This is a genomic window from Alkalicoccus halolimnae (assembly GCF_008014775.2).
In the GTDB taxonomy this organism is placed as follows: domain Bacteria; phylum Bacillota; class Bacilli; order Bacillales; family Salisediminibacteriaceae; genus Alkalicoccus; species Alkalicoccus halolimnae.
This window is the reverse complement of sequence record NZ_CP144914.1, coordinates 144,666-162,549: the sequence shown is the minus strand read 5'-3', so window position 1 is coordinate 162,549 and position 17,884 is coordinate 144,666. Positions and strand designations below refer to the sequence as shown.

Sequence of the window (17,884 nt, the reverse complement as noted above, 5' to 3'; positions counted from 1 at the left end):
CCGTTAATCATCATATAATAGATGACGTATGATGTCAACATGAAAATACACCAGGGCGGGTTGTTTTTCGAAAAAATTCCCCTCTCTTTCCCTTACGGCTTCTTTATCGTCTTCAGATGCTTTTGAAGTGCCGCTTCTTCGTAAAACACCTGCGATAAATACAGCCCTTCCCCGGGCGCCGTTTTGCCGGCAGCCGAGCGCTTTTCGAAGGCGATCATCTCGGGGATCGTGTCCGGGCGGCGGTGGCGGAAGCCCACTTCGAGAAGTGTCCCGGTCATGACGCGCACCATCTGGTAAAGAAAACCGCTTCCGACAAAACGGAGCGTCCAGCTGTTTCCTTCCTTCAGGACGTCGATCGCGTACATCGTGCGGACTTTATCGACGACAGCAGTGCGCGGGGAAGAGAGACTCGAAAAGTTATGGGTCCCGAGCATATAGCCGGCTGCCTGCTGCATCAACCTGCGATCCGGTATTTCCCGGAGCTGATGCTCAAAGTGGCGCTTAAACACGCTGTAATCTTCTCCGCATGTCATCCGGTAAAGGTATTCCTTGCCGACAGCATCATAGCGGGCGTGAAACGAACTATCCACTTCCCGGCACTCGTGCACGAAGATGTCTTTCGGAAGCACACTGTTCAGTGCTCTCGCCCAGCGCGCTTCGGGAATATCGAGTGTCGTATCGAAATGCACCGGCTGCCGGAGCGCATGCACCCCGGCGTCGGTTCTTCCTGAGGACGTCGACCGCCAGGATGTTTCTTTATGGATTTTGGCGAGTGCCCGCTCCATCTCCTGCTGGACAGAGCGCGCATCAGGCTGTTTCTGATAGCCTTTAAATCCGCTTCCATCATAGGAAATTCGGGCAAGTATTCGTTTCATGCGGATGGCTCCTTATAAAATTCTAGTCGTAATGCTGAACGCGCCGAATGCCAGAAACAGGGCGATCAAAAACGTATCGCGTTTCTGCCAGGACAGCTGGCGGAACTTCGTCCGTCCTTCTCCCCCGGCGTAGCCTCTTGCTTCCATCGCGATAGCGAGGTCCTCCGCCCGTTTAAAGGACTGGACGAACAGTGGAATCAGCACCGGGATCAGGGCATTAAGCCGCTTCCACATCGATCCCTGGGAAAAAGAGGCTCCCCGGGCCGTCTGTGCTTTGACAATTTTCTGCGTTTCCTCAAGAAGCGTCGGAATAAAGCGGAGCGCAATCGACATCATCAAGGCGAGCTCGTGTGTCGGCACCCGGATCCGCTGAAGAGGTTTCATCAGCCGCTCCATCCCGTCTGTTAAATCCACCGGTGTTGTTGTTAAAGTAAGCATCGTCGCCAGCACGATCAAAAGCAGGAGACGCAGAGCGATCAGCCCGCCTTCAATCACCCCTCCGCTGTACACCGTCATCCATCCGAAATCAAGCCAGACTTCCCCTTCCCGCGTCATGAAAATATGCAGCGTAAAGGTGAGAACAACAATGAGCAGAATCACGCGGATTCCTTTCCAGAAAAACTTAAACGGGATTTTCGCAAGCAGAAAGGCCGTGACGGTCATAAGGACGGCCATCCCGAGGACGAACGGGTCGCGGGAGATAAAGATAAATACCATAAACAATACGACGGCTGTAAGCTTGGAGCGCGGGTCAAGCGAGTGGATCAGCGAGCGCCCGGGCATGTACTGACCGATGATCACGTTATCAAACATCGGCTCCCCCCTTTTTCGTACATGCAAGCAGCCGCTTCAGTGCCTCTTCTTTCGTGAAAGCATCAAGAGCAGTGGGGCAGCCGCTTTTTTCCTGAAATCGTTTCAACAGCCGCACCGTTTCCGGCATGGCAAGCTGATATTTTTCGAGCAGCGCTTCATCGGTAAAGAGGACGGAGCTCTCCTTTTCCAGCTGCTTTCTGCCGTTTTCCATAACAACGGTATTTTCCGAGTAGCGGGCTACCTGGTTCATGTCATGGGAAATGAGAATGATCGTCCGTTCCTCTTTTTCCGAAAACCAGCTGTAGAAAAGCTCCATGATTTCCCGCTGGCCCTGCGGATCGAGGCCGGCGGTCGGTTCATCAAGCAGCAGAAGCTCCGGCTCCATTGCGAGAACTCCGGCAATAGCGGCGCGGCGCATCTGTCCGCCGCTCAATTCAAACGGAGAGCGGCTGTGCAGATCTTCTTCAATGCCGACGCGCAGCAGCGTCCTGCGGGCCAGATCCTCTGCTTCTTTGTTATCCACGCCGAGGTTGAGCGGGCCGTACATGACATCTTTAAGCACCGTTTCATCGAAAAGCTGCTGCTCCGGAAACTGGAAGACGATTCCTGCATGACGACGTAACTCATACAGGTCACGCTGTTTCGTCTGCGGCGTGATGCTCCAGCTGCCGATAGTAAGTTTCCCGGAGGTCGGTTTTGCGACGCCGTTGAAAAGCTGCAGGAGCGTCGATTTACCGCTTCCCGTATGGCCGACGACCGCATGGTACAGTCCCGACGCAAACGTCACAGAGACGTCCTCCAGTGCTTTTGTTTCGAACGGGGTGCCGCTCATATACGTATAGCTTACACGTTCTGCTTCGATGCGCATAAGGCGTCCACCAGCTCTCTTTCCGTCATAACGTCCCCGTCCATTTCCACACCCTGTTCCCGGAGCCCGTGGGCGAGGAAAACGGGCAGCGGCAGGGCGAGACCGGCGGATTCAAGCAGCTCCTTTTCGCGGAACAGCTCCCGGGGCGTCCCGTCTTTTAAAAGGCGTCCTTCTTTCATGACGAGCATCCGGTCCGCATCCGCTGCTTCCTCCACATCGTGGGTGATTGCGATAATCGTAATTCCCTCGTTTCGGCACAGCTCTTCCATCATCAGACGCACTTCCTTTCTTCCGGCCGGGTCAAGCATCGACGTCGCTTCGTCGAGGATGATTACTTCCGGATGAAGCGCCGTAATGCCGGCAAGGGCCACCCTCTGCTTCTGGCCGCCGGAAAGCCGGTGCGGTTCCCGTTCTTCGAGTCCTTCGAGGCGGAGACGTTTGATACTTTCCCCGACACGCTTCTGCATTTCCTTGAACGGGACACCGGCGTTTTCCAGGCCGAACGCCACGTCATCGGCTACAGTAGGCGCAACGAGCTGGTTATCGGGATGCTGAAACACCATTCCGGCACGGCGCCGGAGCGTCATAATGGTCTCCTTATCGGCCGTATCATAGCCGCACGTGACGACGCGGCCGGACGAAGGGAGCAGGAGGCCGTTGAGACACTTGGCGAGCGTCGACTTCCCGGAACCGTTATGTCCGACAATCGCGATCCACTCGCCTTTTGCGACGCGGAAACTGACATCCTCCAGCACAGGGCGGCCTGGTTCGTATGAAAAGGTTACGTTTTCTGCATATATACTGTCCATCTTCGGCCGCCTTTCGCTTGGAACCGGGGAAAATAAGCGACTCGCAGGAAAACCACAGCTCGTTCAGACATATGGAATCGTTATTCTCCTCTTTCCTGCAGAAATTCTGCCACTACCGCAGACATTTCTACGAGTAAGAGAATTCTTTCTGCCAATTCTCCTTGTCTTTCCGCCGGTTGTCCTTATTTCCACCAATCTTCCTTCGTCCTGATTTTTTGTACAAAAAAAGGGCGTGCGCAATTACTGTTTCCAGCATTGGCATCCCGCCCTTTCGCCTTATTTATACAAGCTCAATGATGGCCATTTCTGCACCGTCACCGCGGCGAGGTCCAAGCTTCATTACGCGAGTGTAACCTCCCTGACGATCATCATAACGCTTCGCGACATCGTCGAAAAGCTTCTGGATTGCGTCCTGACCAGTCTCCTCATCAGCAACTTCCTTACGTACGAAGGCAGCAGCCTGACGACGAGCGTGAAGGTCTCCACGCTTACCTAGAGTGATCATCTTCTCCACAACAGGGCGGATTTCCTTTGCTTTCGGCTCTGTTGTTTCGATACGTTCATTAATGATTAGATCTGTTGTTAAATCACGAAGTAGTGCTTTACGCGCACTGCTGTCGCGACCCAGTTTTCTGTATCCCATGGGTCATTCCCTCCTTCACATATAGCGATCCAGCCGTATCAGGGCTGTTTTATTCTTCTCTGCGCAGACCGAGATTGAGTTCCGCAAGCTTCTCCTGGACTTCCTCAAGGGATTTACGTCCAAGGTTACGCACTTTCATCATATCATCTTCGGATTTCTGCGTTAGTTCCTGTACTGTGTTGATTCCTGCCCGTTTCAGGCAGTTATAGGAACGGACCGAGAGATCCAGTTCTTCAATCGTCATTTCAAGAACTTTTTCTTTCTGGTCTTCTTCTTTCTCAACCATAATTTCGGCGTTCTGCGCCTGATCGGTTAAGCCGACAAAGATGTTTAAATGCTCTGTCAGGATTTTTGCTCCGAGAGAAACTGCTTCCTCGGGACGGATACTGCCATCTGTCCAAACGTCCAGCGTCAGCTTGTCATAGTTCGTGACCTGACCTACACGGGTGTTTTCCACCTGGTAGTTGGCACGGGCAACCGGTGTGAAAATGGAATCAACAGGGATAACTCCGATGGAGAGATCGCCGGTATTGTTTCCTTCTGCCGGCACGTAGCCGCGGCCGCTTGCTGCCGTTACTTTCATTTGGAACTGGGCACCTTTGGAGAGAGTGGCGATATGAAGATCAGGATTCAGGATTTCAACGTCGCTGTCGTGCGTAATATCCGCAGCCGTGACGTTGCCTTCTCCGCTTGCATCGATCTCAATCGTTTTCTCTTCGTCCGAATAAATTTTCAGCGCCAGCTTTTTCAGATTCAGTATGATGGTTGTTACGTCCTCAACCACCCCTTCAATCGTAGAGAATTCGTGCAGCACTCCGTTAAACTGAACGGATGTTACTGCTGCTCCCGGAAGTGAAGAAAGCAGAATGCGGCGCAGAGAATTCCCTAGCGTTGTTCCGTATCCACGTTCCAGAGGTTCTACGACGAATTTTCCGTATGCTTGATCGCTGCTTAATTCGACCGTTTCAATCTTCGGCTTTTCTATCTCGATCATTCAACAAACCCTCCTTCAAAACGTCGAAACCCCGGTTGTGAGTGACCACAACCGGAATCCCTCACTGGGCACACCTTGACCTGTTACGAAACGACTGTCCCGTTCATTAGGAACGAGATGCTTGCTTCTCGTCAGACAGGAAAACCTGCCATGTTTATTATACGCGACGACGTTTTGGTGGACGGCAGCCGTTGTGTGGAACCGGCGTTACGTCACGGATCATGCTCACTTCAAGACCAGTAGCCTGAAGGGAACGGATCGCTGCTTCACGTCCGGCACCAGGGCCTTTAACGGAAACTTCCACTTCTTTCATGCCATGCTCCATTGCAGATTTACATGCAGCTTCTGCTGCAACCTGTGCTGCGAATGGAGTGGATTTACGGGAACCTTTGAATCCAAGTCCGCCTGCACTTGCCCATGCAATAGCATTTCCCTGAGGGTCAGTGATAGTTACGATCGTGTTGTTGAACGTAGAACGAATGTGTGCAATTCCAGACTCTATATTTTTACGTTGACGGCGCTTAGCGCGAGTCGTTTTTGGCTTAGCCATAATTATCCGGTGCCTCCTTTACTTTTTCTTGTTCGCGACTGTACGACGTGCACCTTTTCGTGTACGTGCGTTGTTCTTCGTCTTCTGTCCACGAACTGGAAGTCCGCGACGGTGGCGGATACCACGGTAAGAACCGATTTCAATCAGACGCTTAATATCAAGAGATACTTCTCGACGAAGGTCCCCTTCTACTTTTACACTATCTACAACTTTACGAATTTTACCAAGCTCGTCTTCTGTAAGATCACGAACTCGTGTGTTTTCAGAAACGCCTGCTTCTTTCAGGATCTCCGCTGCGCGGGACTTCCCTACTCCGAAGATATACGTAAGAGAAACGACGATCCGCTTATCGCGGGGAATGTCGATACCTGCAACACGTGCCATAGTTTACACCTCCAGTGTTTATCCTTGTTTTTGCTTATGCTTTGGGTTTTCGCAGATTACCATGACCGTACGCTTACGACGGATAACCTTGCACTTTTCACAAATTGGTTTGACGGATGGTCTTACCTTCATGCTTTTTACCTCCTTGATCATTCGGAGTAACGAATCCTGACGTTTTTTTATTTATAGCGATACGTAATACGACCGCGCGACAGATCATACGGAGATAATTCGACTGTGACCTTGTCTCCCGGAAGAATACGAATATAGTGCATACGAATTTTACCGGAAACGTGCGCAAGAATTTTGTGCCCGTTTTCCAGCTCGACACGGAACATCGCGTTTGGAAGCGGCTCTATGACCGTGCCTTCAACTTCGATTACATCTTCTTTGGCCATGAATTCACTCTCCTTCCTTCAGTAAATTATCGTTGATATATGACGAAATTGCAAAGCGCAATTTAGCATTGGTTACACGACCTGTTTCTATTATACTGTTCTTCACTTCCGAGGCAATGATATAACTCCGCTCGATATGATGAAGGTTCTTTTTCTTTGCTTTGTCGACTTTCCGCTTATCGCCATCAGCGATCAGTACGAATTTGTCGTCCAGCACTTCAATAATGCAAGCGAATTGACCTTTGTCTCTTCCATTTAGAATTCTCACAAGCTCTCCGGCTTGCGGAACCGAATCAGGATCTTTCATTTGGTGACCACCTTTATCCAATTACTGGATTTTTGTCATAATTTCGTATCCTGTATCGACAATAGCAATCGTGTGTTCAAAATGAGCGCACATTGAATGGTCCGATGTGACGACCGTCCAGTTATCGGACAGGGTACGGACGTGGCGCTTTCCGGCGTTTACCATCGGCTCTACTGCAAGAACCATTCCCTCTTTAAGGCGCGGGCCTCTGCCGGGCGGTCCGAAATGAGGAATCGGCGGATCTTCGTGAAGATTCTGTCCGACTCCGTGGCCGACGTATTCACGCACAACGGAAAAGCCGTGATATTCCACGAACGTTTGTATTGCATGGGAGATGTCCGAAAGCCGTCTTCCCGGTTCTGCGTAAGCAAGACCTTCAAATAAAGCAGCCTCGGTTACGTCCAGAAGACGCCGGGTTTCCGGATCAATTTCCCCTACAGCGTACGTCCACGCCGAATCACCATGGTAGCCTTCATACTCGGCCCCGATATCTATGCTGATAATGTCTCCGTCCTCAAGTTGACGGGAACCGGGTATTCCGTGCACCAATTCTTCATTTACCGAAGTACAGATACTTCCCGTGAATCCATGATAGCCTTTAAAAGATGGAATCGCATTAAAGGACCGAATAAATCTGTCGGCAATGTGATCCAATTCTTTCGTTGTTATGCCCGGGTGGATATGCTTTTTCAGCTCATTATGCGTCCGTGCGACGATATCGCCGGCTTTTCGCATAATATCCAGCTCCCTCGGTGTCTTGCTGGTGATCATGCATTGCTTCCCTGGAGAAGCTTGTCAACATCGACAAATACCTGATCGATATCCTGCTGACCATCAACATTGCGAAGATAACCTTTCTCTTCGTAAAAGTCAACGAGTGGCTTCGTCTGCTCGAGGTTGACTTCGAGACGCTTATCAACCGTTTCCGGCTTGTCGTCGTCTCTTTGCATCAGCTCGCTGCCATCTTTGTCGCATTTACCTTTTTCCTGCGGAGGATTGAAGACTTCGTGATACGCGGTGCCGCATGTTGGGCAGATCCAGCGTCCCGTAAGTCGTTTAAACAGATCCTCGCGAGGCACTTTAATATACAATACGTGATCCAGTTTGCGGTCCATTTCTTCAAGCATTTCTTCCAGTGCCCCTGCCTGAGCAGGTGTACGTGGAAAGCCGTCCAGAAGAAATCCGTTGCTGCAGTCGTCCTGGCTTAAGCGTTCACGGACAATGCCGATCGTCACTTCATCCGGTACGAGGGCGCCGTCATCCATGTAGGATTTAGCTTTCAGACCGAGGTCTGTCCCGTTCTTAATAGCAGCGCGGAACATATCTCCAGTGGAAATATGCGGCACGTGATATTTTTCAACGATTTTTTCAGCTTGAGTTCCTTTACCGGCACCCGGAAGTCCCATAAGAATTAAATTCATATCTGTTTCCCTCCATCGATTTCGTCTTCAGCTGATTCTTCATTTGTTCTTTGTGTCTGCTGTGACACCAACAACGATCAGTAATCCGCTTCCTCAAAGCTGTGAACTTTGAAGCAGACCAGCTTCGAAAGAAGACAGAAAGGATTTTGACGGCTGCCTGGGAATGTTCATTCGACGAAAGGCAATCGATAGAAGGTTTCTCTTGGTGTGATCCTGCGTCGTATTCCCGGGACAAATTCCAGGGAGACAGCTGCTGAAGCAGCGATTTCCCGGCAACTAATCGTCTGGCGTATTCATCGGGTGTTTAAGGATTTGCTTAACAAAAATAACTCCTACAACGATCGCTGACAGTGCTAGCAGTTTAAGCTGCACAGTAACGATGTTCATAAACAAGGCATCTCCTGCGCCTTCGAATTGAGTTACGTAAGACTTGGTTAACTCCATTCGGAATCCCAGCAGCAATCCCAGCAAAGATAAAAATTGAGAATTCGTTCTCCCTGTCCTCCGTCTGCCTTCTGCATTCTGCCGGAGAGTCTCCGGTTCAAAACAGTACTGGTCCGGAAACAGGTTCATAAAACGTCTTCACAATTGCTTCTTTATCTTGTCACTTGTGCTAGCTTTTTGCGACCTGCAGCCGTTTCGCCTGCAAACATGCAGGCACAGCATGCAATTAAATGGATGCTGTAATGTAGGGCATTATTTCTGTCGCAAAAATCGAGAAAGTCTCGATGGCACCTCCGTCGATGGCGTTCATCACCCCGCCGAAGCTTCACGCCTGTGCAGGAACTTCCGGCGCGGGGATGTAGGCACCGATTCGAAAGACGATTAACATCGCTTAGGTGATAAGAATTTCTTCTAATCTCCTGCTCGAAAGAGATTGGAGATCACAGAGAACATTACACTTCCTCCGTAGATCCTCCAGCAGTTTCGATTGCATTTTTCGCTGAACCGGAAAACTTCGTCGCTTTCACAGTCAGTTTACGATCTAATGTTCCGTTACCAAGGACTTTAATTCCGCCACGTTCGTTTTTAACAACGCCGGATTCTACAAGGAGAGCCGGAGTGACTTCTGTACCATCTTCGAAACGATTCAGGGAGTCCAGGTTCACGACTGCGTATTCCACACGGTTCGGGTTCTTGAATCCTCGTTTTGGAAGACGACGGAAGATAGGCATCTGGCCACCTTCGAATCCAGGACGAACACCGCCGCCGGAACGTGCGTTTTGACCCTTAGTTCCCCGGCCGGCTGTTTTACCATTACCACTGCCGACACCACGGCCTTTACGCTTACGCTTCTGATTACGGGAACCTTCAGTAGGTTTTAGTTCGTGAAGTTGCATGTTGACACCTCCTCAACGTTTTTTCTATTTATGCGTCTATTTCTTTTACATTTATTAGATGAGCTACTTTGTTTACCATTCCGCGCATCGCTGCGTTGTCCTCGTGAACAACTGTACTGTTCATTTTACCAAGACCGAGGGTCTTTACAGTAACACGCTGTTCCTCGGGACGTCCGATCAGGCTGCGTGTGAGGGTAATTTCCAATTTTTTTGCCATGCCAAATCCCTCCTTAACCTTTCAACTCTTCGACAGATTTGCCGCGTAGTCTTGCAACTTCTTCCGGGCTTTTAAGGCTTTCAAGACCCTGCAGTGTCGCACGTACCATGTTGATAGGATTGTTGGAACCAAGGGACTTCGTAAGGATGTCACCTACACCAGCGAGCAGCAGTACCGCACGGACAGGTCCGCCTGCGATAACTCCTGTACCTTCAGAGGCCGGCTTAAGCAGTACGCTTCCAGCTCCGTATTCTCCTGTAATAATATGAGGAATTGAAGTGCCCTGCATTGGTACACGGATAAGGTTCTTTTTACCGTCTTCGATCGCTTTACGGATCGCTTCTGGAACCTCCAGTGCTTTACCCATGCCAAAACCAACGTGACCGTTCTTATCGCCTACAACAACGAGTGCTGCAAAGCGGAAGCGACGTCCACCTTTTACAACTTTTGCTACGCGGTTAATAGTAACCACTTGCTCTTCAATTTCAAGTTTGCTTGCATCGATACGCAATGTGTTTCCCTCCTTTATTCCTTCTATTAAAACTTGAGACCAGCTTCGCGTGCAGCGTCTGCAAGTTCTTTAACGCGACCGTGATAGAGATAGCCTCCGCGGTCGAATACTACTGTTTCTTTACCTTGTTCAAGGGCACGTTTCGCCACAAGTTCGCCGACTTGTCGGGCTGCTTCTTTGTTCCCGCCGTTTTCCAGGTTAAGTTCTTTATCTAAGCTGGATGCACCAGCGATTGTAACGCCTGCGACGTCGTCAATCAGCTGAGCATTGATGTGCTTATTAGAACGGAAAACGTTGAGACGAGGACGTTCAGCAGTACCTGTGATCGAACGACGAACGTGCGCGTGTCGTTTCATACGTGACTCATTTTTAGAAGTCTTCGTGATCATCGAACGTCATTCCTTTCTTTCCGTTATTCAGGGCTTACTTCCCTGTTTTACCTTCTTTACGACGAACCATTTCGCCTTCGTAACGGATACCTTTGCCTTTATAAGGCTCAGGAATACGTACAGCGCGGATGTTGGATGCAAGTGCTCCGACGCTCTCTTTATCGATTCCTTTAACAGTAATCTTTGTGTTGGCCGGAACTTCGATTTCAAGTCCGTTCCCTTCAACAAATTCAACCGGGTGGGAAAGTCCAACGTTCAGGACAACCTTGTTACCGGTCTTCTGAGCACGGTAACCGACACCGACAAGCTCAAGTCTTTTCTCGAAACCTTTGGATACACCTTCAACCATGTTGTTGACCATGCTGCGGGTTGTACCGTGAAGGGCGCGGTGATCTTTATGGTCAGACGGACGCTCCACTGTAACGACGTTATCTTCCTGCTTCACAGTCATCTCGTGATGAATTGTACGGCTGAGTTCCCCTTTAGGGCCTTTAACCGATACTGTGCTGCCGTCTATCTTTATTTCAACTCCTGATGGAATTTCAATAGGCTTTAAACCAATTCGGGACATACGTGACACCTCCGTTCTGTTACGTTAATTTACTACCAGACGTATGCGATTACTTCGCCGCCGACTTTTTGCTGACGGGCTTCTTTATCTGTAATGACGCCGCTTGAGGACGAAATGATTGCAATTCCAAGTCCGTTGAGTACTCGCGGAACTTCATCAGACTTTGCGTATACACGCAGGCCTGGCTTACTAATTTTCTTAAGGCCGGTGATAACCTTTTCGTTGTTTGCACCGTACTTAAGGAAAATACGAAGAACACCTTGCTTGCTGTCTTCGATAGACTCATAGTCGCGGATGAATCCTTCACGTTTGAGGATATCGGCGATTTCTTTTTTCATGTTTGAAGCAGGAAGCTCCAAGCTTGTGTGACGTACTAGATTCGCATTACGGATGCGAGTCAGCATATCAGAAATAGGATCTGTCATGACCATCGTATTTACCTCCCTTCCTTTAAACGGAATTACCAGCTAGCTTTTTTGACGCCCGGAATTTGACCTTTGTGTGCAAGATCTCTGAAGCAGATACGGCAAAGTTTAAACTTACGCATTACACTGTGAGGGCGGCCACAGCGTTCGCAGCGTGTATATTCCTGAACAGCAAACTTTTTCGTGCGCTTCTGTTTAGCGACCATTGATTTTTTAGCCAAGGTCTTCACTCCTCTCTTTTATCAGAGTTTTATTTTTGGAACGGCATACCGAACTGAGTGAGAAGCTCGCGTGCTTCTTCATCTGTATTAGCAGTAGTTACAACAACAATATCCATTCCGCGGACCTTGTCTACGTTATCGTAGTTGATCTCAGGGAAGATGAGCTGCTCTTTTACGCCGAGCGTGTAGTTTCCACGACCGTCGAATGCTTTCTTGGATACTCCGCGGAAGTCACGCACTCGCGGAAGTGATACAGAAACAAGCTTGTCGAGGAAGTCGTACATGCGCTCGCCGCGGAGAGTTACTTTCGCTCCGATAGGCATGCCCTGTCGTACTTTAAATCCTGCGATAGATTTCTTTGCTTTTGTAACGACCGGCTTCTGACCAGTGATCTCTGTAAGTTCTTCAACAGCTTTGTCAAGTACTTTAGAGTTTTGTACTGCGTCACCGACACCCATATTTAGAACAATCTTTTCGATTTTTGGAACTTCCATAATCGAAGAGTAGTTGAATTTATCTTTAAGGGCAGGAGTAATCTCCTGATTATATCTTTCTTTCAGACGACTCATTGAGTGAACCTCCTTTCAATAGCGGGCTGTTTACTTGTCCAGCTTCTCGCCGGATTTTTTTCCAATACGGACTTTCTTTCCATCTTCTTCTTTATATCCAACACGCGTCGGCTCGTTTGTAGATGGGTCAATGACCATTACGTTCGAGACGTGAACAGGCGCTTCCTTGTTGATAATACCGCCTTGTGGATTCCCTTGGGATGGCTTGGCATGTTTCTTAACCATGTTAATGCCTTCCACAAGGACGCGTGATTTAGTCGGATAGGCTTCAAGAATTTTTCCTTCTTTGCCTTTGTCCTTGCCGGAGATGATTTTTACGTTATCTCCCTTTTTCACGTGCAATTTCGCTTGGGACATGAGGGCACCTCCTCTTTACTCGGATCTTTCCGGTATCTATCAGTTATATTAAAGTACTTCTGGAGCAAGAGAAACGATCTTCATGAACTTGTTTTCACGAAGCTCACGTGCAACTGGTCCAAAGATACGAGTTCCTCTTGGGCTCTTATCGTCACGCACGATGACTGCTGCGTTTTCGTCGAATTTGATGTAAGATCCGTCAGAACGACGCGCACCGCTGCGGGTACGTACAATTACTGCGCGGACAACTTCACCTTTCTTGACAACGCCACCAGGTGTTGCCTGCTTTACAGAGCAGACGATAACATCACCGATGTTTGCAGTCTTACGTCCAGTGCCACCAAGAACTTTAATACAAAGTACCTCGCGGGCACCAGAGTTATCAGCAATTTTTAAACGGCTTTCCTGTTGAATCATAGATTCCTTTACCTCCCTTCAGGTAAGCAAACATAATGTCGATTTAGATAACTACGGCCTCTTCTACTACTTCGACAAGGCGGAATCGCTTATCCTTCGATAGCGGACGAGTTTCCATAATACGAACGATGTCATTTACCTTTGCAGTATTGTTCTCATCGTGCGCTTTATATTTTTTCGTGTGTTTTACGCGCTTTCCGTACAGTGGGTGCATCTTATAAGTTTCAGCGACAACTGTGATTGTCTTATCCATCTTGTCTGATGTCACACGACCGACGTAGCTCTTACGATTATTTCGTTCTTCCACGGTAAGACCTCCTCTCAAGACTATTCGCTGACGATTCCTAGTTCACGTTCGCGCAGTACTGTCTTAGCTCGAGCAATTGCTTTCTTCACTTCACGAATGCGGGCTGGATTGTCTAGCTGTCCAGTCGCAAGCTGAAAGCGGAGATTAAAAAGCTCTTCTTTTAAAGATGTTGCTTTTTGCTCTATTTCTGCAGTGGTTAGGTTGCGGATTTCATTAGCTCTCATTTGCGTCACCACCCACTTCTTCTCGTTTAATTACTTTTGTTCGGATTGGCAGTTTGTGAGCAGCCAGTCGAAGTGCTTCACGAGCAACCTCTTCTGATACCCCTGCAATCTCAAACATAACTTTCCCTGGCTTTACTACTGCTACCCATCCTTCAGGAGCACCTTTACCGGAACCCATGCGGACTTCAAGCGGCTTGGCAGTGTAAGGCTTGTCCGGGAAAATCTTAATCCATACTTTACCGCCACGCTTCATGTAACGGGTCATAGCAATACGTGAAGCTTCAATCTGACGGTTCGTAATCCAGGATGCTTCCACAGCCTGCAAACCATATTCACCAAATGTGACTTCTGCTCCGCCTTTCGCACGTCCGCGCATCTTACCACGGTGTTCGCGACGGAATTTAACACGTTTAGGCATTAGCATGATTAATTTCCTCCTTCCTCTGCGTTCGTTCCTTTTGTTGGAAGGACTTCCCCTTTATAGATCCATGTCTTCACACCGAGTTTACCGTACGTAGTATCTGCTTCTGCAGTACCATAGTCGATGTCAGCTCGCAGTGTATGAAGCGGAACAGTGCCTTCGCTGTAATGTTCTGATCGTGCAATATCAGCTCCGCCAAGTCGGCCGGAAACCTGTGTTTTAATACCTTTAGCTCCGGAACGCATCGTGCGCTGCATGGACTGCTTCATTGCGCGGCGGAAAGAAATACGTGCTTCCAGCTGGCGTGCAATGTTCAGTGATACAAGCGTTGCATCCATATCCGGCTTCTTGATTTCATTGATGTTGATGTGTACACGCTTGCCAGTCAGCTGATTAAGGGCTTTACGAAGGGTTTCTACTTCAGAACCACCCTTACCGATAACCATACCAGGCTTCGCAGTGAAGATCGTTACGTTCACACGGTTAGCCGCGCGTTCGATTTCAATCGTGGAAACGGAAGCTTCTGTTAGACGCTTCTCCAGATAGTCACGAATTTTAATATCTTCGTGAAGAAGATCTGCATAGTCTTTATCAGCATACCACTTGGACTCCCAGTCGCGGATAACACCGACACGCAGTCCGTTAGGATTTATTTTCTGACCCACACTTATCCCTCCTTCTTTTCAGTTAGCACCACTGTAATGTGGCTCGTTCGTTTATTAATCCGGCTCGCGCGTCCCTGCGCACGTGGACGGAATCTTTTAAGTGTTATTCCTTCGTCTACGAAAACTTGATCAACGATTAGGTTGTCAGGCTCCATTTCGTAGTTATGCTCTGCGTTCGCAATAGCTGAATTTAAAAGCTTCTCCACAACAGGGGATGCTTTCTTCGGCGTGTGGTTAAGAATAGAAATGGCTTCGCCAACTTTCTTACCACGGATTAAGTCTACGACCAGACGAGCTTTGCGAGGAGCAATACGCACTTGTTTTGCAACTGCTTTAGCTTCCATGATCAGTACCTCCCCTCTCTAATTAGCGTCGTGTTCTCTTATCGTCAGAAGCGTGGCCTCTATACGTTCGCGTCGGTGCAAATTCACCAAGCTTGTGTCCAACCATGTCTTCTTGAATGTAAACCGGTACGTGCTTACGACCATCATATACTGCGATCGTATGACCGATGAATTGCGGGAAAATTGTAGAGCGGCGTGACCACGTTTTGATAACTCTCTTATCATTCGTTTCACCCTGAGCTTCCACCTTCTTCATAAGATGGTCATCTACAAAAGGTCCCTTTTTTAAGCTGCGACCCATAATGGTACCTCCCTTCGCGACTGCGCTACGGTTCTGCTCGAGAACCGTAGGACAATCCCGTTATTTTTTCTTTTTCTTACGTCCACGTACGATATATTTATCTGTATCTTTATTCTTCTTACGTGTTTTGTAACCAAGAGTTGGCTGTCCCCAAGGTGATACTGGAGATGGCATACCGATTGGTGCTTTACCTTCACCACCACCGTGTGGGTGATCGTTAGGGTTCATAACAGAACCACGTACAGTTGGACGAATGTTCTTCCAACGGGAACGACCGGCTTTACCGATGACTACAAGTTCGTGCTCGATGTTTCCAACCTGTCCTACAGTAGCACGGCACGTGCTGAGAATCAAGCGTGTTTCACCGGAACGAAGTCTTACTAGAGTGTACTTTTCTTCACGTCCGAGCACCTGTGCTTCTGCACCGGCTGAACGTACAAGCTGTCCGCCTTTTCCTGGGCGAAGCTCTACGTTGTGAACGATTGTACCGACTGGGATGTCTTTTAATTCAAGTGCATTACCCGTCTTGATGTCAGCATCTTTACCGGACATGATTGTTGTGCCGACTTTAAGTCCTTTTGGTGCAAGGATGTAACGCTTCTCTCCGTCAACGTAGTTGATAAGAGAAATGTTCGCAGAACGGTTTGGGTCATATTCGACCGTAGCAACGCGGCCTGGAATTCCATCTTTGTCACGCTTAAAGTCAATTACACGGTATTGGCGCTTGTGTCCGCCACCCTGGTGACGTACTGAAATACGTCCCTGGTTATTACGGCCGGCCTTTTTAGAAAGCGGCGCCAGCAGAGATCGTTCAGGCTTGTCTGTTGTAAGATCCTGAAAATCAAGTGACGTCATGAAACGGCGGCCGTTAGTAATTGGTTTATACTTTTTGATAGCCATGAGCTTTTCCCTCCTTCTCTAAAAAATGTTTACGCACCTTCAAAGAATTCTAATTCTTTGCTGTCCGCTGAGAGCTCAACGATTGCTTTTTTACGCTTGCGAGTATAGCCGCTGTGCCGGCCGAAACGCTTGAATTTACCTTTATAATTCATCGTGTTGACGTTCACTACTTCTACGCCGAAAATTTCCTCGATCGCGGCTTTAAGCTGCGGTTTTGTAGCGCGAGGGTCTACTTCGAACGTATACTTTTTCTCAGCCATAAGGTCTGCTGAGCGTTCAGTGATAATTGGGCGCTTAATAAGATCTCTTGCGTCTGCCATTATGCAAGCACCTCCTCTACCTGTTTAACAGCATCCTGTGTAATAACAAGCTTCTCATGAGTGAGAATGTCGAGTACGTTCACGTTAGCTGCTTTCACGGTTTTAACTCCTGGAAGGTTACGGGAAGATAAAGAAACTGCTTCATTTTCGTCCGTAGTTACAATGAGAGTTTTCGTATTTGCAGAAAGACCTGCAAGTACTGATTTCATTTCCTTCGTTTTTGGAGCTTGAAAACTTAATTCTTCAACGACGCAGATGTTTCCATCAATTACCTTTGAAGATAGAGCTGATTTTAGTGCCAGACGGCGCTGCTTCTTAGGAAGCTTATATCCGTAGCTGCGTGGTTTAGGGCCGAATGCGACTCCACCGCCAACCCAGATTGGGGAACGAGTAGAACCGTGACGTGCGCGGCCTGTTCCTTTCTGACGCCAAGGCTTTGCTCCACCGCCGCGTACTTCCGAGCGGGTTTTTGTTGAGTGCGTACCTTGACGGCGTGACGCTTGCTGCATGATCACTGCATCGTAAAGTACGCTTTGATTTGGTTCAATACCGAATACGCCTTCTGCAAGTTCGATATCGCCTGCTTGAGAGCCGTCTTGTTTATATAACATTACTTTTGGCATCGGGGCTCCTCCTTTCTTATCCGAAATTATTCAGCTTTTGTCGCTGATTGAACTGAAACATAGCTTTTCTTCGCACCAGGTACATTACCTTTGATAAGAAGAACGTTGCGCTCTGTATCTACTTTAACAACTTCAAGGTTTTGAATTGTAACTGTCTCTCCGCCCATGCGGCCCGGAAGTAGCTTACCAGGTCGTACGTGGTTCGGGTCAACTGGACCCATTGAACCAGGAGCGCGGTGAAAGTTGGAACCGTGAGTCATTGGTCCGCGGGACTGATTGTGGCGCTTGATAGTACCGGAGAATCCTTTACCTTTGGATTGACCAGTTACATCAACCACATCACCCTCTGCAAAAACGTCTACCTTAACTTCCTGACCAACCTCTAGTTCCGCTGCTTCAGCGTCGCGGATTTCCTTCACGAAGCGCTTAGGAGTTGTCTGCGCTTTTTCAGCGTGACCTTTTTCAGGCTTGTTTGTACCATTTTCTTTCTGGTCAAATGCACCAAGCTGAACAGCTTCGTAGCCTTCTCCTTCAACCGTCTTCTTTTGAAGAACAACGTTAGGTTCAGCCTGAACTACTGTTACTGGAAGTGCTTCACCAGTTTCGCTGAAAATTTGCGTCATTCCTAGTTTCTTTCCTAAGATTCCTTTGGTCATCCGTCACACCTCCTGTAATTAATATTTTTATAAATTTATCATCA

The 17,884-nt window shown here is 48.6% G+C and carries 33 protein-coding genes; all 33 read right to left on the bottom strand.

Annotated elements, in window-relative coordinates; genetic code table 11:
• Nucleotides 1-92: 92 nt before the first annotated feature.
• Nucleotides 93-875 carry a tRNA pseudouridine(38-40) synthase TruA gene (gene truA / locus FTX54_RS00835; protein ID WP_147804568.1) on the bottom strand — a complete coding sequence of 261 codons (783 nt, stop codon included), beginning with the start codon at nucleotides 873-875 and terminating at the stop codon, nucleotides 93-95.
• A gap of 12 nt (nucleotides 876-887) precedes the next feature.
• Complete coding sequence (locus FTX54_RS00830; protein ID WP_147804569.1) at nucleotides 888-1,688, bottom strand: energy-coupling factor transporter transmembrane component T family protein; 801 nt, start codon at nucleotides 1,686-1,688, stop codon at nucleotides 888-890.
• Nucleotides 1,681-2,556, bottom strand: a complete 876-nt coding sequence (locus FTX54_RS00825) for an energy-coupling factor transporter ATPase (protein ID WP_147804570.1) — start codon at nucleotides 2,554-2,556, stop codon at nucleotides 1,681-1,683. The genes FTX54_RS00830 and FTX54_RS00825 overlap by 8 nt, the downstream gene beginning before the upstream one ends.
• Nucleotides 2,532-3,365, bottom strand: a complete 834-nt coding sequence (locus FTX54_RS00820; RefSeq protein ID WP_147804571.1) for an energy-coupling factor transporter ATPase — start codon at nucleotides 3,363-3,365, stop codon at nucleotides 2,532-2,534. Before FTX54_RS00820 ends, FTX54_RS00825 begins: the two co-directional genes overlap by 25 nt.
• Before the next feature lie 280 nt (nucleotides 3,366-3,645).
• A complete protein-coding gene (rplQ, locus tag FTX54_RS00815; RefSeq protein ID WP_147804572.1) occupies nucleotides 3,646-4,008 on the bottom strand; it encodes a 50S ribosomal protein L17 in 363 nt (120 codons plus the stop codon).
• Nucleotides 4,009-4,057: 49 nt separating this feature from the next.
• Nucleotides 4,058-5,002 (bottom strand): DNA-directed RNA polymerase subunit alpha, encoded by a 945-nt coding sequence (locus FTX54_RS00810; protein WP_147804573.1) that lies wholly within the window; start codon nucleotides 5,000-5,002, stop codon nucleotides 4,058-4,060.
• Nucleotides 5,003-5,159: 157 nt separating this feature from the next.
• Nucleotides 5,160-5,552, bottom strand: a complete 393-nt coding sequence (gene rpsK / locus FTX54_RS00805; protein WP_147804574.1) for a 30S ribosomal protein S11 — start codon at nucleotides 5,550-5,552, stop codon at nucleotides 5,160-5,162.
• Between the two features lie 18 nt (nucleotides 5,553-5,570).
• Nucleotides 5,571-5,936: a 30S ribosomal protein S13 gene (gene rpsM, locus FTX54_RS00800; protein ID WP_147804575.1), complete on the bottom strand. Its 366-nt coding sequence runs from the start codon at nucleotides 5,934-5,936 to the stop codon at nucleotides 5,571-5,573.
• Between the two features lie 18 nt (nucleotides 5,937-5,954).
• A complete protein-coding gene (rpmJ, locus tag FTX54_RS00795) occupies nucleotides 5,955-6,068 on the bottom strand; it encodes a 50S ribosomal protein L36 (RefSeq protein WP_090842670.1) in 114 nt (37 codons plus the stop codon).
• A gap of 47 nt (nucleotides 6,069-6,115) precedes the next feature.
• Nucleotides 6,116-6,334 carry a translation initiation factor IF-1 gene (infA, locus tag FTX54_RS00790; RefSeq protein WP_093073147.1) on the bottom strand — a complete coding sequence of 73 codons (219 nt, stop codon included), beginning with the start codon at nucleotides 6,332-6,334 and terminating at the stop codon, nucleotides 6,116-6,118.
• Nucleotides 6,335-6,338: 4 nt separating this feature from the next.
• Nucleotides 6,339-6,641, bottom strand: coding sequence for a KOW domain-containing RNA-binding protein (locus FTX54_RS00785; protein ID WP_147804576.1), 303 nt, complete (start codon nucleotides 6,639-6,641; stop codon nucleotides 6,339-6,341).
• 21 nt (nucleotides 6,642-6,662) lie between these two features.
• The gene (gene map, locus FTX54_RS00780; RefSeq protein ID WP_147804577.1) at nucleotides 6,663-7,412 is read right to left on the bottom strand and encodes a type I methionyl aminopeptidase; all 750 of its coding nucleotides are present in this window, start codon (nucleotides 7,410-7,412) and stop codon (nucleotides 6,663-6,665) included.
• Entirely contained in the window at nucleotides 7,409-8,062 is a 654-nt protein-coding gene (locus tag FTX54_RS00775; protein ID WP_147804578.1) for an adenylate kinase, read from the bottom strand. The genes map and FTX54_RS00775 overlap by 4 nt, the downstream gene beginning before the upstream one ends.
• An 896-nt stretch (nucleotides 8,063-8,958) precedes the next feature.
• On the bottom strand, nucleotides 8,959-9,402 hold the full coding sequence (gene rplO / locus FTX54_RS00765) for a 50S ribosomal protein L15 (RefSeq protein WP_147804579.1): 444 nt from the start codon (nucleotides 9,400-9,402) through the stop codon (nucleotides 8,959-8,961).
• A gap of 28 nt (nucleotides 9,403-9,430) precedes the next feature.
• Nucleotides 9,431-9,619, bottom strand: a complete 189-nt coding sequence (gene rpmD / locus FTX54_RS00760; protein WP_147804580.1) for a 50S ribosomal protein L30 — start codon at nucleotides 9,617-9,619, stop codon at nucleotides 9,431-9,433.
• Nucleotides 9,620-9,632: 13 nt separating this feature from the next.
• Nucleotides 9,633-10,130 (bottom strand): 30S ribosomal protein S5, encoded by a 498-nt coding sequence (gene rpsE / locus FTX54_RS00755; RefSeq protein WP_147804581.1) that lies wholly within the window; start codon nucleotides 10,128-10,130, stop codon nucleotides 9,633-9,635.
• A 26-nt stretch (nucleotides 10,131-10,156) separates the two neighbouring features.
• Complete coding sequence (rplR, locus tag FTX54_RS00750; RefSeq protein ID WP_147804582.1) at nucleotides 10,157-10,519, bottom strand: 50S ribosomal protein L18; 363 nt, start codon at nucleotides 10,517-10,519, stop codon at nucleotides 10,157-10,159.
• A 34-nt stretch (nucleotides 10,520-10,553) separates the two neighbouring features.
• Entirely contained in the window at nucleotides 10,554-11,090 is a 537-nt protein-coding gene (gene rplF / locus FTX54_RS00745) for a 50S ribosomal protein L6 (protein WP_147804583.1), read from the bottom strand.
• A gap of 32 nt (nucleotides 11,091-11,122) precedes the next feature.
• Entirely contained in the window at nucleotides 11,123-11,521 is a 399-nt protein-coding gene (gene rpsH / locus FTX54_RS00740; RefSeq protein WP_147804584.1) for a 30S ribosomal protein S8, read from the bottom strand.
• A gap of 29 nt (nucleotides 11,522-11,550) precedes the next feature.
• Nucleotides 11,551-11,736, bottom strand: a complete 186-nt coding sequence (locus FTX54_RS00735; protein WP_147804585.1) for a type Z 30S ribosomal protein S14 — start codon at nucleotides 11,734-11,736, stop codon at nucleotides 11,551-11,553.
• Nucleotides 11,737-11,765: 29 nt separating this feature from the next.
• Nucleotides 11,766-12,305, bottom strand: coding sequence for a 50S ribosomal protein L5 (gene rplE / locus FTX54_RS00730; protein ID WP_147804586.1), 540 nt, complete (start codon nucleotides 12,303-12,305; stop codon nucleotides 11,766-11,768).
• 30 nt (nucleotides 12,306-12,335) lie between these two features.
• Nucleotides 12,336-12,647 carry a 50S ribosomal protein L24 gene (gene rplX, locus FTX54_RS00725; RefSeq protein WP_147804638.1) on the bottom strand — a complete coding sequence of 104 codons (312 nt, stop codon included), beginning with the start codon at nucleotides 12,645-12,647 and terminating at the stop codon, nucleotides 12,336-12,338.
• A 63-nt stretch (nucleotides 12,648-12,710) separates the two neighbouring features.
• Nucleotides 12,711-13,079 carry a 50S ribosomal protein L14 gene (rplN, locus tag FTX54_RS00720; protein ID WP_147804587.1) on the bottom strand — a complete coding sequence of 123 codons (369 nt, stop codon included), beginning with the start codon at nucleotides 13,077-13,079 and terminating at the stop codon, nucleotides 12,711-12,713.
• A gap of 43 nt (nucleotides 13,080-13,122) precedes the next feature.
• Nucleotides 13,123-13,386 (bottom strand): 30S ribosomal protein S17, encoded by a 264-nt coding sequence (gene rpsQ / locus FTX54_RS00715; RefSeq protein WP_147804639.1) that lies wholly within the window; start codon nucleotides 13,384-13,386, stop codon nucleotides 13,123-13,125.
• A 20-nt stretch (nucleotides 13,387-13,406) separates the two neighbouring features.
• Nucleotides 13,407-13,610, bottom strand: coding sequence for a 50S ribosomal protein L29 (rpmC, locus tag FTX54_RS00710; RefSeq protein ID WP_147804588.1), 204 nt, complete (start codon nucleotides 13,608-13,610; stop codon nucleotides 13,407-13,409).
• A complete protein-coding gene (gene rplP / locus FTX54_RS00705) occupies nucleotides 13,600-14,034 on the bottom strand; it encodes a 50S ribosomal protein L16 (RefSeq protein WP_147804589.1) in 435 nt (144 codons plus the stop codon). The genes rpmC and rplP overlap by 11 nt, the downstream gene beginning before the upstream one ends.
• Before the next feature lie 2 nt (nucleotides 14,035-14,036).
• Complete coding sequence (gene rpsC / locus FTX54_RS00700; protein ID WP_147804590.1) at nucleotides 14,037-14,696, bottom strand: 30S ribosomal protein S3; 660 nt, start codon at nucleotides 14,694-14,696, stop codon at nucleotides 14,037-14,039.
• Nucleotides 14,697-14,698: 2 nt separating this feature from the next.
• Complete coding sequence (gene rplV / locus FTX54_RS00695; protein ID WP_147804591.1) at nucleotides 14,699-15,040, bottom strand: 50S ribosomal protein L22; 342 nt, start codon at nucleotides 15,038-15,040, stop codon at nucleotides 14,699-14,701.
• Nucleotides 15,041-15,062: 22 nt separating this feature from the next.
• The gene (gene rpsS, locus FTX54_RS00690; protein WP_147804592.1) at nucleotides 15,063-15,341 is read right to left on the bottom strand and encodes a 30S ribosomal protein S19; all 279 of its coding nucleotides are present in this window, start codon (nucleotides 15,339-15,341) and stop codon (nucleotides 15,063-15,065) included.
• Nucleotides 15,342-15,401: 60 nt separating this feature from the next.
• Nucleotides 15,402-16,241, bottom strand: coding sequence for a 50S ribosomal protein L2 (rplB, locus tag FTX54_RS00685; RefSeq protein WP_147804593.1), 840 nt, complete (start codon nucleotides 16,239-16,241; stop codon nucleotides 15,402-15,404).
• A 29-nt stretch (nucleotides 16,242-16,270) separates the two neighbouring features.
• Nucleotides 16,271-16,561 carry a 50S ribosomal protein L23 gene (gene rplW, locus FTX54_RS00680; protein WP_147804594.1) on the bottom strand — a complete coding sequence of 97 codons (291 nt, stop codon included), beginning with the start codon at nucleotides 16,559-16,561 and terminating at the stop codon, nucleotides 16,271-16,273.
• Nucleotides 16,561-17,184 (bottom strand): 50S ribosomal protein L4, encoded by a 624-nt coding sequence (gene rplD, locus FTX54_RS00675; protein ID WP_147804595.1) that lies wholly within the window; start codon nucleotides 17,182-17,184, stop codon nucleotides 16,561-16,563. The genes rplW and rplD overlap by 1 nt, the downstream gene beginning before the upstream one ends.
• 26 nt (nucleotides 17,185-17,210) lie before the next feature.
• Nucleotides 17,211-17,840, bottom strand: a complete 630-nt coding sequence (gene rplC / locus FTX54_RS00670; protein ID WP_147804596.1) for a 50S ribosomal protein L3 — start codon at nucleotides 17,838-17,840, stop codon at nucleotides 17,211-17,213.
• Nucleotides 17,841-17,884: the final 44 nt, after the last annotated feature.